At 57.6% G+C, this 14485-nt stretch carries 10 protein-coding genes, 1 tRNA gene and 1 pseudogene; all 12 read left to right on the forward strand.

Annotation, left to right across the window (positions count from 1 at the left end; translation table 11 throughout):
* Nucleotides 1–118: 118 nt before the first annotated feature.
* The 12 genes and pseudogenes from CVT63_05550 (at nt 119) to CVT63_05605 (ending at nt 14464) form a co-directional block, all read left to right on the forward strand.
* The gene (locus CVT63_05550; protein ID PKQ27895.1) at nt 119–1132 is read left to right on the forward strand and encodes a hypothetical protein; all 1014 of its coding nucleotides are present in this window, start codon (nt 119–121) and stop codon (nt 1130–1132) included.
* Nucleotides 1133–1241: 109 nt separating this feature from the next.
* Complete coding sequence (glyQ, locus tag CVT63_05555) at nt 1242–2126, forward strand: glycine--tRNA ligase subunit alpha (protein PKQ27896.1); 885 nt, start codon at nt 1242–1244, stop codon at nt 2124–2126.
* Between the two features lie 2 nt (nt 2127–2128).
* Nucleotides 2129–4207 (forward strand): glycine--tRNA ligase subunit beta, encoded by a 2079-nt coding sequence (locus tag CVT63_05560; GenBank protein PKQ27897.1) that lies wholly within the window; start codon nt 2129–2131, stop codon nt 4205–4207.
* Nucleotides 4208–4383: 176 nt separating this feature from the next.
* Nucleotides 4384–7098 carry a pyruvate, phosphate dikinase gene (locus CVT63_05565; GenBank protein ID PKQ27898.1) on the forward strand — a complete coding sequence of 905 codons (2715 nt, stop codon included), beginning with the start codon at nt 4384–4386 and terminating at the stop codon, nt 7096–7098.
* Nucleotides 7099–7179: 81 nt separating this feature from the next.
* Entirely contained in the window at nt 7180–8472 is a 1293-nt protein-coding gene (locus CVT63_05570; GenBank protein PKQ27899.1) for a hypothetical protein, read from the forward strand.
* Nucleotides 8473–8491: 19 nt separating this feature from the next.
* Nucleotides 8492–8878, forward strand: a complete 387-nt coding sequence (rsfS, locus tag CVT63_05575; GenBank protein PKQ27904.1) for a ribosome silencing factor — start codon at nt 8492–8494, stop codon at nt 8876–8878.
* A gap of 10 nt (nt 8879–8888) precedes the next feature.
* Nucleotides 8889–8961: transfer RNA gene (locus CVT63_05580), tRNA-Ala, on the forward strand.
* 7 nt (nt 8962–8968) lie between these two features.
* Nucleotides 8969–10552: an NAD+ synthase gene (locus CVT63_05585; protein ID PKQ27900.1), complete on the forward strand. Its 1584-nt coding sequence runs from the start codon at nt 8969–8971 to the stop codon at nt 10550–10552.
* 55 nt (nt 10553–10607) lie between these two features.
* Nucleotides 10608–10688 (forward strand): annotated as a pseudogene (locus CVT63_05590) (hypothetical protein).
* Nucleotides 10689–11086: 398 nt separating this feature from the next.
* On the forward strand, nt 11087–11677 hold the full coding sequence (locus tag CVT63_05595) for a hypothetical protein (GenBank protein ID PKQ27901.1): 591 nt from the start codon (nt 11087–11089) through the stop codon (nt 11675–11677).
* A 53-nt stretch (nt 11678–11730) separates the two neighbouring features.
* Nucleotides 11731–12912, forward strand: a complete 1182-nt coding sequence (locus CVT63_05600; GenBank protein PKQ27902.1) for a hypothetical protein — start codon at nt 11731–11733, stop codon at nt 12910–12912.
* Between the two features lie 25 nt (nt 12913–12937).
* On the forward strand, nt 12938–14464 hold the full coding sequence (locus CVT63_05605; GenBank protein PKQ27903.1) for a hypothetical protein: 1527 nt from the start codon (nt 12938–12940) through the stop codon (nt 14462–14464).
* The last annotated feature ends 21 nt before the right edge of the window (nt 14465–14485 follow it).

The following is a 14485-nucleotide window of genomic DNA, read 5'->3' on the forward strand; positions in this document are numbered from 1 at the left end:
AACGGGGTCTCCTCCCAAGTCAAGACGAATTTGACATCCCCGCGAGCGGGGATCAAGGAGAGGTGTGTCTTGACTTGGGCTTCTTACAGGTGACCCCTGTATGAGGTAGTTGTTGCAAATGGCCAAGAAAAAAAAGAAAAAGAAATCAACTGGAGCGCGCAAATCATCTTATGCTATGGGAAAGAGGGTGGAGAGCGAACTGGAGAACGACTCTTCAGTGACCCGGCGCGGCAAAGACGTTGCGGTTGAACCCGCGAGCGCGCAGTGGAACATTGTAAGGCGTGGAACCCTCGAGATGAAGGTGTTTCTGGCGCTCATCGCCGTCCTGACCGTAGCGGCTCTCTTTCAGTATCCGCTCGCGATTCAGGACGCCACTACGTACTATAATAAGCTCAAGAAAGAGTATCCCGCCGCGCTCGAGAAGTTCAAAGAGAAGTACGAGACGCCCGCCGAGCAGAAGAAACACTCAAGGGAAAAGCCAATCCAGCCCAGGAAGCCTGTTTTTGCCGACTTCCTGGTTTACCAGGCGCTATTCCTTGTTATTCAGGGAGCGCTGTTCGCCTTTGTCGGGTTGAATGTGCAGCGAAGAACCGACTTGAAGACTCCACTGTTGGACAAGGTAGGCGTGAACGAAGCGGGCGCCTCCGACCTTCGCGACCTTCTATCCTGGTCGGTTCCGTTTGGGATCGCCGCGCTCGTGCCGCCGTTGATATCGACGTTCATTGGCAAGTCTCTGGGCTTTATTCAGGGCGTCGAATTCAGGAAGATGCCGGCGTGGAAGTTCTCGCTCTCATATATCAACATCGCGATCAGCAATGAAATCCTTTTTACGTTCCTGGTGTTCTCCGCGTTCGTGTATTTCTTTTCCATATACCGTGAACGCTTAAAGGTGGGATCGCACATGGCCGCTATTGCGGCGGCAAGTGCGCTGTGCTGTGGGTACATATACTGGATCAGCGTCGCGGCGGGGGAGAAACCGGCAACGGCCGCTATGAGCGCGGTTTTCCTGGCCCTGTCACTGGTGACAGTGCTGGGTTACCTTTACTGGCGCAAGGGGTTAGAATACTCATTGCTGGCCGGCGCTATTGGGTTTGGCTTGTATCCGTTCCTGGCTAGAGTGATCGTGAGGTGACCAGAGCAAGTCCTTTGGCGCCGCATGCGCTGATTGCCCTTTGTCTGAGCGCGTTCGAGGCTCAACTCGAGGTTCGATCACCCGGCCGCATAATATTTTGGAGCTCAAAATGACGTTAACCCTTCAACAGGTGATACTTTCTCTCGAGAGATACTGGTCACAGCGCGGCTACCTGCTCGCTCAGTCGTACGACCTCGAGGTAGGCGCGGGCACGTTTCATCCCGCGACGCTACTGCGGTGCCTGGGCCCTGAACCGTGGCGAGTGGCTTATGTGCAACCTTCGAGGCGCCCCACTGACGGGCGATACGGCGAGAACCCGAACCGCGTGGGCAGGCACTTTCAGTTTCAGGTGATATCCAAACCGTCGCCGGGCGACATTATCGCGATATATCTGGAGAGCCTCTACGAACTCGGCATAAAACCCGAGGAGCACGACATCCGTTTTGTGGAAGATGACTGGGAGTCGCCGACACTGGGCGCCTGGGGGTTGGGCTGGGAGGTGTGGCTTGACGGCATGGAGATAACGCAGTTCACTTACTTCCAGCAGGCGGGCGGGTTCGACTGCCGCCCGGTCTCCTGTGAGATAACTTACGGGCTCGAGCGCATATCGATGTACGTGCAGAACGTGGATAACGTCTTTGATGTCGCCTGGAACGAGGATGTCTCATACGGCGATCTCTATCGCCGTTCCGAGGTCGAGTGGTCAACTTATTCGTTCGAGGTGGCCGATACCACGTTTCTTTACAGACTGTTCTCCGAGACCGAGGCCGAGGGCCACGCGTTGCTCGAAAAAGGGCTTTTGCATCCAGCTTACGACGCGTGCCTCAAGTGTTCGCACATCTTCAACCTGCTTGACGCGCGCGGGGCGATAAGCGTCACGGAGCGCACCGGATTTATCGCGAGGGTAAGGACGCTTTCACGGGGTTGCGCGCGGAAGTTTCTCGAGTGGCGTGAGAGCGAAGGCTATCCGCTCATTAACGAAGGGGAACGGTAGAGATGCCAAATCTGCTGTTGGAGATAGGAACAGAGGAGCTTCCGGCATCCGCGATATACAGCGCGTTAGAGCAAATGGAATCGCTCGTGCCGGCCCTCATGGGCAAGGCTAACCTGGCGTTCGAGGAGAGCTGGACGTTCGCCACCCCGAGGCGCCTCGCTATCACGGTGCGCGGAGTTGCAGACCGGGCCTCCGCGCAGGTGATTCGCAAGAAAGGTCCGTCGCTGTCCGTGGCTCGCTCAGAGGACGGTTCGTGGACACGAGCGGCGACAGGTTTCGCGCAAGCGCAAGGCGTTGAACCTGACGACTTGAGGATAGAAGAGTCGAGCAAGGGCAGCTACGTCGTTGCCGTCACCGAGACGGAAGGCATCGAGGCCGAGGATATTTTGTCCGGGCTGCTCCTCGAGATCGTGTCATCACTGAAGTTCAAGAAATCGATGCGGTGGGAGAGCCGCGATGAGCGATTCAGCAGGCCGATCCGTTGGTTCATGGCGATATTCCGCGACAAAATAGTGGAGTTCGAGTACGCCGGGTTGAAGGCGTCGAACATTACTTTCGGCCATCGCCGCCTGTCAGGCGGAAAAGTCACGATTTCGCTTCCCAGGAACTACGAGCACGAACTCAAGGAAGTGTTCGTCATGGCCGACCACAGGGCTCGCTTGATCGAGATCGTCCGCCGCGCGGAGCGAGTTTGCGAGGAGGCCGGCGCCGTGCCTGTCCTTGACGAGGATGTACTCGACGAGGCCGTGCAGTTAGTCGAGTGGCCCGGGGTGATCCTCGGGCGTTTCGACGAGCGGTATCTGCGGCTTCCGCGCGAGATACTTGTCCACGCCATGAAGTCGCATCAGAGGTACTTGCCCGTGGAGACAAAGGACGGGAGGCTCGAGGCGAGTTTCGTGGCTATCCACAACGGTAACCCTGACATGGCGAACATAATAAGGAAAGGCCACGAGAGGGTGCTGGCCGCGAGGCTTGCCGACGCGGAGTTCTTTTTCGACGAGGACTCAAAGCGGCCTCTCGTGGACATGCTTTCCGACCTGGAGCACGTCGTTTACCGTTCTGAGCTTGGAAGCATGGCTGAGAAATCTCACAGGCTCGCGCGCCTCATCGCGGAAGAGTGCGCCGAGCTGGGGGGCGACGAGGAGCTTCTTTCGCGCTCCCGCCGCGCGGCGATGCTCGCCAAATGTGATCTTGTCACTCACATGGTCATAGAGTTTCCAGCGTTGCAGGGTACGGTAGGATCGATATACGCCCGCAGGTCGGGAGAGCACGAACTGGTGGCGAAAGCTATTCATGAGCAGTATCTCCCGAGGCGGCTCGGGGACATCCTGCCGGAGACGGTGGAAGGCGCTCTGCTTTCTCTTGCCGAGAAGGCTGACAACCTGGCCGCGTCATTTGGGTTGGGGCACGTTCCCACAGGTTCGGAGGACCCGTACGCGCTGAGGCGCCAGGCCCTCGGGATGATGTTGATACTTTTGGATCACGGATTTGCGTTCTCTGTCTCGCGTCTCGTGTGCGCTTCGGCGTCCGAGCTCGAAGCAAATGCTCACGGCTTCGCGTGGACACAGGACGCCCGGCGCGCGTTCGAGGAGTTTTTCGCGGCCCGCGAGCGGGTATTCTTCACCGAGCGAGGCTACCGATACGACCTGGTGGAAGCGGCGCTCGTCGTTGACCGGGACGTGCCGTTGTTGGTGCAGAGGCGGCTCGACGCGCTGGTCGAAGCCCGCGAGGAAGGCCTGCTTGTGAGGCTCTACACCGCTTTCGAACGGTGCCACAACCTGTCACGTGGCCAGGAGGCCGGCGCCGTTTCCGAGCTTCATCCGCAAGAGCCCGTTGAGCGCGAAGTGACAAATTGTCTCGTGGATGTCGCCTCGGCGGTCGAGGGCGCCCTCGCGACGCTGGATTTCTACGGCGCGCTCGAGGCGCTCGATCCTCTTTGCGAGCCCGTGAACAGGCTTTTCGACGAAGTGCTCATAATGGCGAAGGATCCGGCCGTGAGGGCCAATCGCCTTTCGCTGCTCGCCCGCATTGACGCACTGTTCAGCAAGGTCGCGGATTTCTCGAAGCTGATGTGGGATTGAGGGGCTTTTTGTATTTGAGACGCGTCTCTCATGCAAAAAGGTGTTAGACCCCTTTTGCATTCTGGGGCGTGGATTGGGGGATAATCCCCCTCGCCCCCCTTATCAGGGGGGCACTAATGCTTTTGCGTGAACGGGATTGATGGTCGGACAACTTAATATTTCAGGGAGGTTGCTGGATGGGAACGAAGTACGTATACGATTTTGAAGAGGGCAACAAGGACATGAAGGAACTCCTTGGCGGCAAAGGCGCGAACCTCGCCGAGATGACGTCCATGGGAATCCCCGTTCCACCTGGTTTTACTATCAGCACTCAAACTTGCGTCAGTTATCTCGAGGCGGGGGAGTACCCCGTGGGCCTTGACGAGCAAATTGACGAGAATCTTGCAGCGCTTGAGGAGAAGATGGGCAAGCGCCTGGGAGACCCCGAGGATCCGCTGCTGGTGTCGGTGCGCTCGGGCGCTCGCGCCAGTATGCCGGGGATGATGGACACTATTTTGAACCTGGGCCTCAACGACATATCCGTCGAGGGGATTGCGTCGAAGACGGGCAACCCGCGCTTCGCGTACGATTCCTACAGGCGTTTTATCACGATGTACGGCAATGTCGTCCTTGGAATGAAGCCTGAGGACAAAGAGAAGCGTGATCTGTTCGACGCGATCCTGGAAGAGAAAAAAAAGGAAGCGGGAGTTGAACTGGACAACGAGCTTTCCACCGACGATCTCAAAGATGTGGTGTCTCGCTTCAAGTTGGAGATCAAGAAGAGCAAAGGCGTTGATTTCCCCCAGGCGCCGCGGGAGCAGTTGCGCGGCGCTATTGTGGCGGTCTTCGAGTCCTGGAACAACGACAGGGCAGACGCGTACAGAAAAAAATATGACATACCTGCTGACTGGGGCACAGCCGTCAATGTGCAGGCGATGGTGTTTGGCAACACCGGTGATCGATCGGGAACCGGGGTGGGCTTCACTCGCAATCCGGCGACAGGCGAGAACGAGGTTTACGGCGAGTTCCTTTTGAACGCGCAAGGGGAGGACGTCGTCGCGGGAATCCGCACTCCGCGGAAACTCGAAGAGCTTCATGAATACCTGCCCGATGCGTATGAAGAGCTGTTGCGCATTTGTGGCGTAATCGACAAACACTACCGCGATATGCAGGATTTCGAATTCACTATCGAGGACACAAAACTCTGGATGCTCCAGACGCGCACGGGCAAGCGCACCGGCTTTGCCGCGGTGAGGATCGCGCTGGATTTCGTTGATGAAGGCCTCATCTCACCGGATGAGGCGATAATGAGGGTGGATCCCGAAGGACTCAACGATCTGCTTCGCCCGATTTTCGACACTGACGCCAAGGACGAGGCCAGAAGCGCCGGACGCATGGTCGCTACGGGAACCAAAGCGGGGCCGGGCGCGGCGACCGGTCGTGTGGTTCTGTTCGCGCAGGACGCGCACGAGATAAAGTCTCATGACCCGGAGGCGAGACTGCTCCTGGTGAGGCACGAGACCAGCCCGGAAGACATTAAGGGCATGGACGCCGCGGAGGGCTTCCTGACGCAGTTTGGCGGAGCGACGTCGCACGCCGCGCTCGTAGCGAGGCAGATGGGCAAAGTCTGCATAGTGGGTTGCGGCACGCTCGATATCGACTATGAAAAGAAGGTTGTGCGCATTTTGTCGCCTGGTGGCGAGTCGGTCGAGATCAAAGAGGGCGACTGGCTGTCTATCGATGGCACCGCGGGTGAGGTTTACCTGGGAAAGATAGAGACCAGCCCTTCCGAGGTCGAGCAGGTGCTAATCAATGGGACGCTCGAGCCCGAGGACTCGCTGGTCTATCAACAGTTTGCGAGGCTCCTGGCGTGGGCGGACGAGCGCGCTCGCATGAACATAAGGGCAAACGCGGATACTTCCGGTCAGTCTGAGCAGGGGGTAGCTTTTGGCGCCGAGGGCATAGGCTTGTGTCGTACCGAGCACATGTTTTTTGGCGGAGATAGAATCCTTGCGGTGCGCCAGATGATCCTTTCTGATTCTGTTGAGGGTCGCAAGGAAGCGCTCGACAAGATATTCCCTATGCAAAAAGACGATTTCGCGGGAATATTCCGCGTCATGGCCCCTCGGCCAGTGACAATTCGATTGCTCGACCCGCCGTTGCACGAGTTTTTGCCTCATAAGGATTCCGATATCAGAGACGTGGCACAGGAACTGGGTTGCACCGTCATCGAGGTCGAGGAGCGCAACCGCCGGTTGAAGGAAGCGAACCCCATGCTCGGGCACCGTGGCTGCAGGCTTGGCGTTACATACCCCGAGATATACGAGATGCAGGTCAGGGCAATTATCCAGGCGGCGTGCGAGGTCGCGCGCGAGGGAGTGAATGTGAAGCCGGAGATCATGATCCCGCTGGTTGGTTCTGACAGGGAGATGCAGATCATGCGCGAGCTCGCGGTCAAGGCCGCGGATGCCGTCATACGCGCTCTGAGCTCAAATGTCACATACCAGGTGGGCACCATGATCGAACTGCCCAGGGCGTGTATCGTTGCCGACAGGATCGCGCACAACGCGGAGTTTTTCTCTTTCGGGACAAACGACCTGACGCAGACGACCTATGGCGTCTCGCGGGACGACGTAAAAGGATTCATGCCTCAGTACATAGAGCAGGACATTTATCCGGTCGATCCTTTTCACCGGCTTGACCAGGAAGGCGTGGGAGATCTCATGAAGCTTGCCATCGAGCGCGGCAGGGCCACGCGCCCGGAAATCAAGCTCGGGATATGCGGAGAGCACGGAGGTGAGCCTGCGTCGGTCAAATTCTGTCACAAGATAGGGCTCAGTTACGTTTCCTGTTCGCCGTTCAGGGTTCCCATCGCGAGGCTTGCCGCCGCGCAGGCCGCTCTCGAAGAGTAATTAAAAGGTTAAGAGCGCGAGCGCGGGTAAAGTTATAATATGGTCGGTTGCGGGCGGGTCGCCCGCGGGGAGTGAGACAACATGGCACAGGATCAGTACGTGGGTTATCGAACGAAAAAGCGGCTTGACAAAAAAAACAAAAAGAGAAAGTTCTCAAAGTGGCTGGTCGCGCTTGCCATAGTGATCGCGGTTTTTTTGCTTTTGGGTGTTTTTCTGAAAGTTAGTCCGTTTGATGAAGCGTGGGACAAGACGGCGGACGGGTTCGCCTGGCTGGGCAGGCACGTCCGGCCGTTCAAGACCTCGAAGAAGGCCGTTGCCGCGGATTTTTTGCCGGAGGGCAAGAAGACGGCAAGCTATCTGCTTGCGATCACAAAACAGGAGGAAGGCGCCACTGTCCTGACTACAGTTGTCCTCATGTCTTACGACTCCAGCGACGGGAGCGGAAGCCTTGTGTTTTTCCCCGCCGACCTGCTGGTAAACGCGCCGGGGATGGGCTCGGACCAGTTGACAAATCTCGTGGAGCTTAACGGAGGCAGGGTGAGCAGCACGCTTGTGACCATAGAGAATATCCTGGGGATTGAAGTGGATAAATACATCCTGGCTACCGACAGGGATTTGCGCATAATACTGAAGCAATTTGGAGATAAACTGCCGGTGGATGTGGGGTCAAGGATTTCGTTTAAAGACACGAGTCTGGGTGTAACGCTTGATCTGAAGCCTGGCCGCCAGAATCTATCGCCCGATTTGCTGACTGCTTATCTCACCTGCGCGTCGCTCGGCAAGGAGCTTGACCTTGCGAAGCGGCAGGTGGCGTTCGCTCCCGTGTTTATGGCGATGATGCGCGGCGTGGACATGGACAAGTTCATGAGGACGAACGCAAACCTTTTTGACACGGATGCCTCAAACAAGGAGCTCGCTGGGATGTCGAACGCCTGCGTATCTCTCAAGGGCAAGAAACTGCGCGCCGGCATCGTGCCGGTGCGTGAGTTCCGCTTTGAGAAAACTATCGTGCACAGATTAGACAAAGGCGCGCTGCCTGCTTTTATCAAGAAATACGCCAAGTCGGCTTCCACTGCCGCGCTGTCCAGGCGTTTTAAGATCGAGATTCTCAACGGATGCGGCGTGCCGGGTATCGGCCAGAAAGTATCGCCACAAATTGATCTCGCGAAGTTTCAGATCGTCAACTCCGCGAATGCCGACACCTTTGAACATCCTGAGACGATTATTATTGTTTACAGCGATAAAAAGGAAATCATCGCGGCTGCCGAGGAGTTGAGAAACGAGCTGGAGGTTGGCAAGCTCGAGTCCCATCTGACAGTGGAAAGTATGTCAGACATCAGTGTTATAGTGGGAAAAGATTACGTGAACAAGTGATACTGGAGATTGTTGATTGATAACCGCTGAAGAGCTTGCGCTGGACGCGGCAAGGGTGGCTGACGACGGGATGGCTTCCGACGTTTGTGTAATGGACATGAGGGAAACGCTCGGCATTACGGATTACTTTGTGATAGCGAGCGGCCGGAACGAGCGACAGGTGCATCGGATACACGATGCGGTAGAGGAGAAGCTGGGAGAGCACGGCGTGAAGCCGGCACACAGGGAAGGGTTGCGCTTCAGGCGATGGATCCTTCTTGATTATGTGGACGTCGTCGTGCATATCTTTCTGGAGCAGGATCGTGCTTTCTACGACCTGGAGCGTTTGTGGGCTAACGTGCCGAGGCTCGATTGGAGCAATGCGCGTTCCGATGAGATGCCGCCTGCGGGCAGTTCGAGTTCTTGAGCGATTATGTGGGGCTGTAGCTCAGTTGGGAGAGCGTCTGGCTGGCAGCCAGAAGGTCAGGGGTTCGAGCCCCCTCAGCTCCACTTAACTTTGGGGTCAGAATTGGTGTTAGCGCTGGCGCAGGTAAGATGCGCCGCGGGAGACATCAAGGGAAATTCCAGCAGGATAATAGAGTACGCCGGGAAGGCACAGCGCTCGGGTGCTGATATTGTGCTGTTCTCTTCGACGTGCCTCACGGGTTATCCGCCGGAAGACCCGCTCCTCATGGCGGAGTTCGCCCGAAGCGGCATGGTCGCGATCAATGAGCTGGCATCAGGCATCGGCGACGTGATCGCGGTGGTTGGCTTCGCCGAGTCGGACTCCATCTCCGCGGCCGTCATCAACCGTGGCAAGGTGAATCACGTCTACCGAAAGGCGCTTTTTCCCACCTGCGGGGTTTTTGATGAAAAGAGGCGCTCGGGAACGGCAGGCCGCAACTTCGTTTTTGAGGTGGCTGGCGTTCGAGTGGGCATCGCTATTTGCGAGGACATGTGGTTCACCGATGATCCGATGGAGGAGCAGATAGCCAATGCCGACGTCGAGGTGATACTCAATCTTTCGGCTTTGCCTTTCAGTCGTGGCAAGTACGAGGATCGAAAGAAGCTCATTGCCGCGCGTTCCACGGACAGATCGGTTGTCCTTGCTCATTGCAACATGGTGGGAGCCCAGGACGAGCTGGTCTTTGACGGTGGCTCGTGCGTGCATCATCCGCGACTGGGCTTCATCGCGCGCGCCGCGCGGTTCCGTGAAGAATTGCTTCTCTGCCGGATAGACCTGGCGCCGCTCGTTCACCGTCGTCCGCGCGTTGACGTTAGGAATCTGGAACCCACTGAGGAGATATTCGAAGCCCTTGTTCTGGGGTTGAAAGAATATGTCTCAAGGAACGGCTTTGAGAAGGTCGTGCTCGGGCTGTCCGGAGGCGTCGATTCCGCCGTGACGGCGGCGCTGGCGGTCGAGGCGCTGGGCAAAGAAAACGTCATCTGTGTGTTCCTTCCTTCGAAATATACATCTGACGAGAGTCGCGACGCCGCCGGGGAGCTCGCGCGCAACCTCGGAGTGAAGTACGTGGTGATGCCCATCGATAGCGTGTACGACGCTTACAGGGAACGGCTCGCCTGCGAGTTGGGCGATCACGAGGAAGGCGTCACATACGAGAACCTTCAAGCTCGCATCCGCGCCAACCTGCTCATGGCGCTCTCAAACCAGTTCGGGTGGCTGGTGCTGGCGACCGGAAACAAGAGCGAGGCGTATATGGGCTACTGCACGCTCTACGGTGACACGGTGGGAGGCTTCGCGCCCATCAAAGACCTTCTGAAGACGCAGGTGTACGAGGTCGCCGAGTTCATCAACGCGCGCGCGGGCTTTGATGTCATTCCACGGTTCGTCATCGAGAGGCCGCCGTCCGCGGAGCTGCGCGCGAACCAGTTTGACACGGACTCACTGCCACCTTATGAGTTGCTGGATCCCGTGCTGGAAGCTTACATAGAGGAGGGCTTGAGCGCGCGGGAGATTATCGAGCGGGGCAACAGCCGCGAGCTTGTTGACACGGTGATATCGACCGTTGTTGCCAGCGAATACAAGCGTCGTCAGGCGCCGGTCGGAGTCAGGATCAGTCCGTCAGGTTTGTTCTCTTAAGTCGCTTAACTTTTGGTGGTCAGTCCCCCATGGCGCACGGACGCGCCATCACCGTCCCATCGTTGTGGTGCGCGGGCGCGCGGGGGACTTCTTCGGAGAGTACATGGCCGGCGGTATACTGGTGCTACTGGGCCTTGGCGACGGCGAGGGGGTCATGGACGGTGTTTCTCCCAAGCATCTTCAGCCCTATCTCTCCGAGTTCTGTTGGCGGTTCTCCCGCCGGCACTTTGAAGGCGAACTCTTCGACCGACTTCTGTACGCCTGTATCACGGGCGGTGATCCGCTCACCTGGGCTTAACTGGTCGTGGCCTCCTGATGATCTGGTTGCCCGAGCTCAAAGGAGGTTCTTCGCCTCTCTGAAATCGACATCCTGCCTACCGTCATACCAACGCTATCCGGCCCCTTCTCGTTTTCAGATAACGCGTAGCTTGCTCCCTTCGTACGCGGGCACAACATGTGCTAACCTCCTGAGCAGATGTCATAATCGTTTTGTGTGCTAACATAATCGCACTGCGTGGCGTTGCTATTAGTGAAATGACGCCAGAAACAAAGTTCTGTCCTTCCTGTGGATCGAATGTGTCGGCGACTCCTCCCGCCCCCGGTGCGCCGCCTCCTTCACCGCCCATGAGCGTCAGCCCAGTGCAACAGCCGCCAGGCCCTCTGCCACCTGGCCAGCCTCAACCCCCGCTCATTTCTGCGCCTTTGAAAAAGAAGGGGATGTCAAAGGGCATGAAGGTAGGCTTAATCGTTGCGATATCAGTGATTGCGCTCGTTGTGATCGGCATAGTGCTGGGGAGCATAGCGTTTGTAACGGTATTAAAGAGACCCGCCAACACGGCGAACAGTTACCTGCGCGCCATTAGTGAAGGAAATATCTCTACGGCGTTTGAATATCTTGCCGCGCAAACACAAGAAGAAGAGACGTGCTCCGGCCTCGAATCCAAGCTTGAACCGTTCAAAGGCAGCATCAAGAAGTACAACACCTCGAGCGTAAACGTGCAATCCGGCGGCAAGGCTCAGGTGGTAATGGAAATCAGATTTACGAACAACTCCACGGCCACCTGGGACATGTACCTGACCAAGGAAGACGCGAAGTGGAAGATCAGGACGGTTACGCCGCGCTGAACCCCACAAATGTTTGCTTGTGTCGGCAAGCATAGACGTCTTACCATGGATGCATGATCAAGATTCAGTGGAAAAAGGCGCTATGCCTGTGCCTGCTCGTGTCGTTCGCGTGGCTGGCAACGCCCGCGAACGTTGCCGCTGTCGGAAACGGGAGTGCCATAGCGTACATCAGGGCCAATCAGGGGGCTGATGGAGGCTTCGCGGAACCGGGCGCGGGAACCGACGGCCTCACGACATGCAGGGCGATGCTCGCTGGCTCAGCCCTCGGGGAGCGTGTGGCCGATTGGAGGAAGAACGGAGAAGGCACATTGAAGTTCCTGGAATCGCAAGCCGGGACGCTCAACAAACTGGCGGACATCGAGTTGTACGCGCTGGCCATTTCCGAGGCCGGCGGAGATCCACAAAACCTTGCCGGAAAGAACCTTGTCTCACTCATACAGGCAAGCGTCAGTGACAACGGCCGTATCGGGAGCAACATCATGGAACATTGCATGGGACTGATCGCGCTTGCGGCCGCGGGGGAGAAAATCCCGTCTAAAAGCGTGAGCTGGCTTGTGGAGAATCAGCGCGCGGATGGAGGGTGGGGCGAGTCCGACGTAGTTGTCGTCACCGACACGGCGCTGGCTGTCGAGGCGCTGGTTGGGCTGGGGCAAGCGCAGGACGCCGCCACGGCGCCGGCAATGAAACTGCTCCGCGAAAGGATGGGGGCTGACGGAGGGTTTGCCGGCGCGTCCAAAGTTTCAAACGTAGAACAAACAGCAACGGTTGTGCGGTCTGTCTACGCTACCGGGGAGGATCCCGGCTCGGGGCGCTGGGTATTTCATGAAAACAGTCCGCTTTCGTTTCTGAAATCAATGCAGGCAACAGACGGCCACTACCAGTATTCCAGGGGAGTCGAGTCGCAACCGGTGATGACAACTTCCATTGCCGTTCCCGCGTCCGCCGCCAGGCATTTCCCGTTGCGTGATGCGACAGCGCGGGACGACACCGGCATGCGCGACCTGGGATGCAGTGGGGCATCGATCGTGGCGGGACAGGAGGGCGTGAAAGAAGAGGAGACCATGCCGGAGACGGGCGAACCGGAAAACGACGGCAACGCAAGTGGCATGAGTGTCGCGACGGGAAGCATCGGGGAGTTCTGGTTGTTTTTGGTCATCTGCGCGATTTATCTTTTGACACTCACAGCGGCGGCCGCTATCGCGTCGAAGTTGTGGAATTCTTCCGGTTGGAGGTAACTCAATATTGTGGGAGGCAGCCTGATTGAAGAATAAAATAACAGTGGACGCAAGGATTAATGATGCCCGCATAGACCGTCGAATATACGGTCACTTCATCGAAAACATGGCAAGGTGCATTTATGGTGGCGTTCTGAAAAACAAGAGGACAGGCGACCCGCGCGGGCCGTGGGAACTGCGCGACGACCTTGTGGACATTGTCAAGAAGTTGCGGGCGCCGGTCATGAGGTGGCCCGGGGGCTTGTACGCTGATGGCTATCACTGGCGCGATGGAATCGGTTCGGCGGACGCGCGCCCGCTGAAGCGAAACCGCTACTGGTCAAAATACGGGCCGGTTACAAGAGTTCTGGACACAAACGCCTTTGGATCAGACGAGTACATGAAGCTGCTGGCAAAAATTGGCGCCGATCCGTACGTGAACGTCAACTTCGGCACAGGCTCGGCCGTGGAGGCCGCTTTATGGGTCGAGTACATGAATGGCGACAAGACTACGGTCGAGGGTCGCCGTCGCATTGAGCATGGCAGGGAGAAGCCGTGGGGAGTCCGGACGTGGGGGATAGGCAACGAGACGTACGGGTTCTGGTCGCTCGGGCACTGCCCCGCGAAAAAGTACGCGATGCGATACCTCGAGTTCCGCGCCGCGATGGAGCAGGTTGACCAGGGGCTCGAGTATGTCGCCGTTGGCGCGGATCACTACTTCAACAAGAAGTGGAACCGGGAGGTGCTCGAGGTTGCCGCCGATTCGATCGATCTGCTGTCGATTCATTTATATCTTCCCGGACTGGAGAGGCGTGTGGGCGTCCTTCTGGCCGGCGCGCGAGGAGGTTCGGCCGTGATTTACAAGGCAATAGCCGCCTCGCCCGTCGAGTACGAGCGGCGACTGCGGCTTGCCGTGGACGATATCGAGTCGGTCGCCGGGAAAGACAGTTCCGTGGGCATTGCTTTAGACGAATGGAACCTGTGGTGGAAGATATCGCAGATGCAGTTTCCGCGCTGGACCCTTCGCGACGCGCTCTTTGTCTGTGGCGTGTTTCACGCCATGCACAGACTGGCGAATCGCGTGAGGATGGCGAACGTTTCCCAGTTGGTCAACATGCTTGGTGTTATCACCACACTGGGCGACAGGATCTGCAGAACCGCGATATATTATCCGTTTCTCATGTACTCGAGGCTGTCGCAGCCGCTCGCTCTGCGGACAGAAGTAGCCTGCGGCTCTTTTGAGACGTCGCGCGTCGGAGGCATACCGGCCATGACGGGCGTCCCCGCGCTGGACTGCTCCGCGACGATGAGCGAAGATGGCAAGACGATCGCCCTATTCGTCATCAACAGGCACGCGGAAGATTCCATGGAGAGTGACATTGAGTTGTCCGGCTTCTCGCCGAAAGGAAAGGTCGCGGTGCATAGCCTGAACGCGCCGAACACGGATGCCATGAACAGTTATAAAGACGATGAGGTCGTCAAGGTCGTCGAGAGCCGGGTTGACGTGGGCGACGTTTTGCCACGGTACGTTTTCCCCGCGCACTCCGCCACAGCGCTTGTGTTCAAGAAATAACCAGGCGCAAAAACGCATAAT

This window comes from Candidatus Anoxymicrobium japonicum (assembly GCA_002843005.1).
In the GTDB taxonomy this organism is placed as follows: domain Bacteria; phylum Actinomycetota; class Geothermincolia; order Fen-727; family Anoxymicrobiaceae; genus Anoxymicrobium; species Anoxymicrobium japonicum.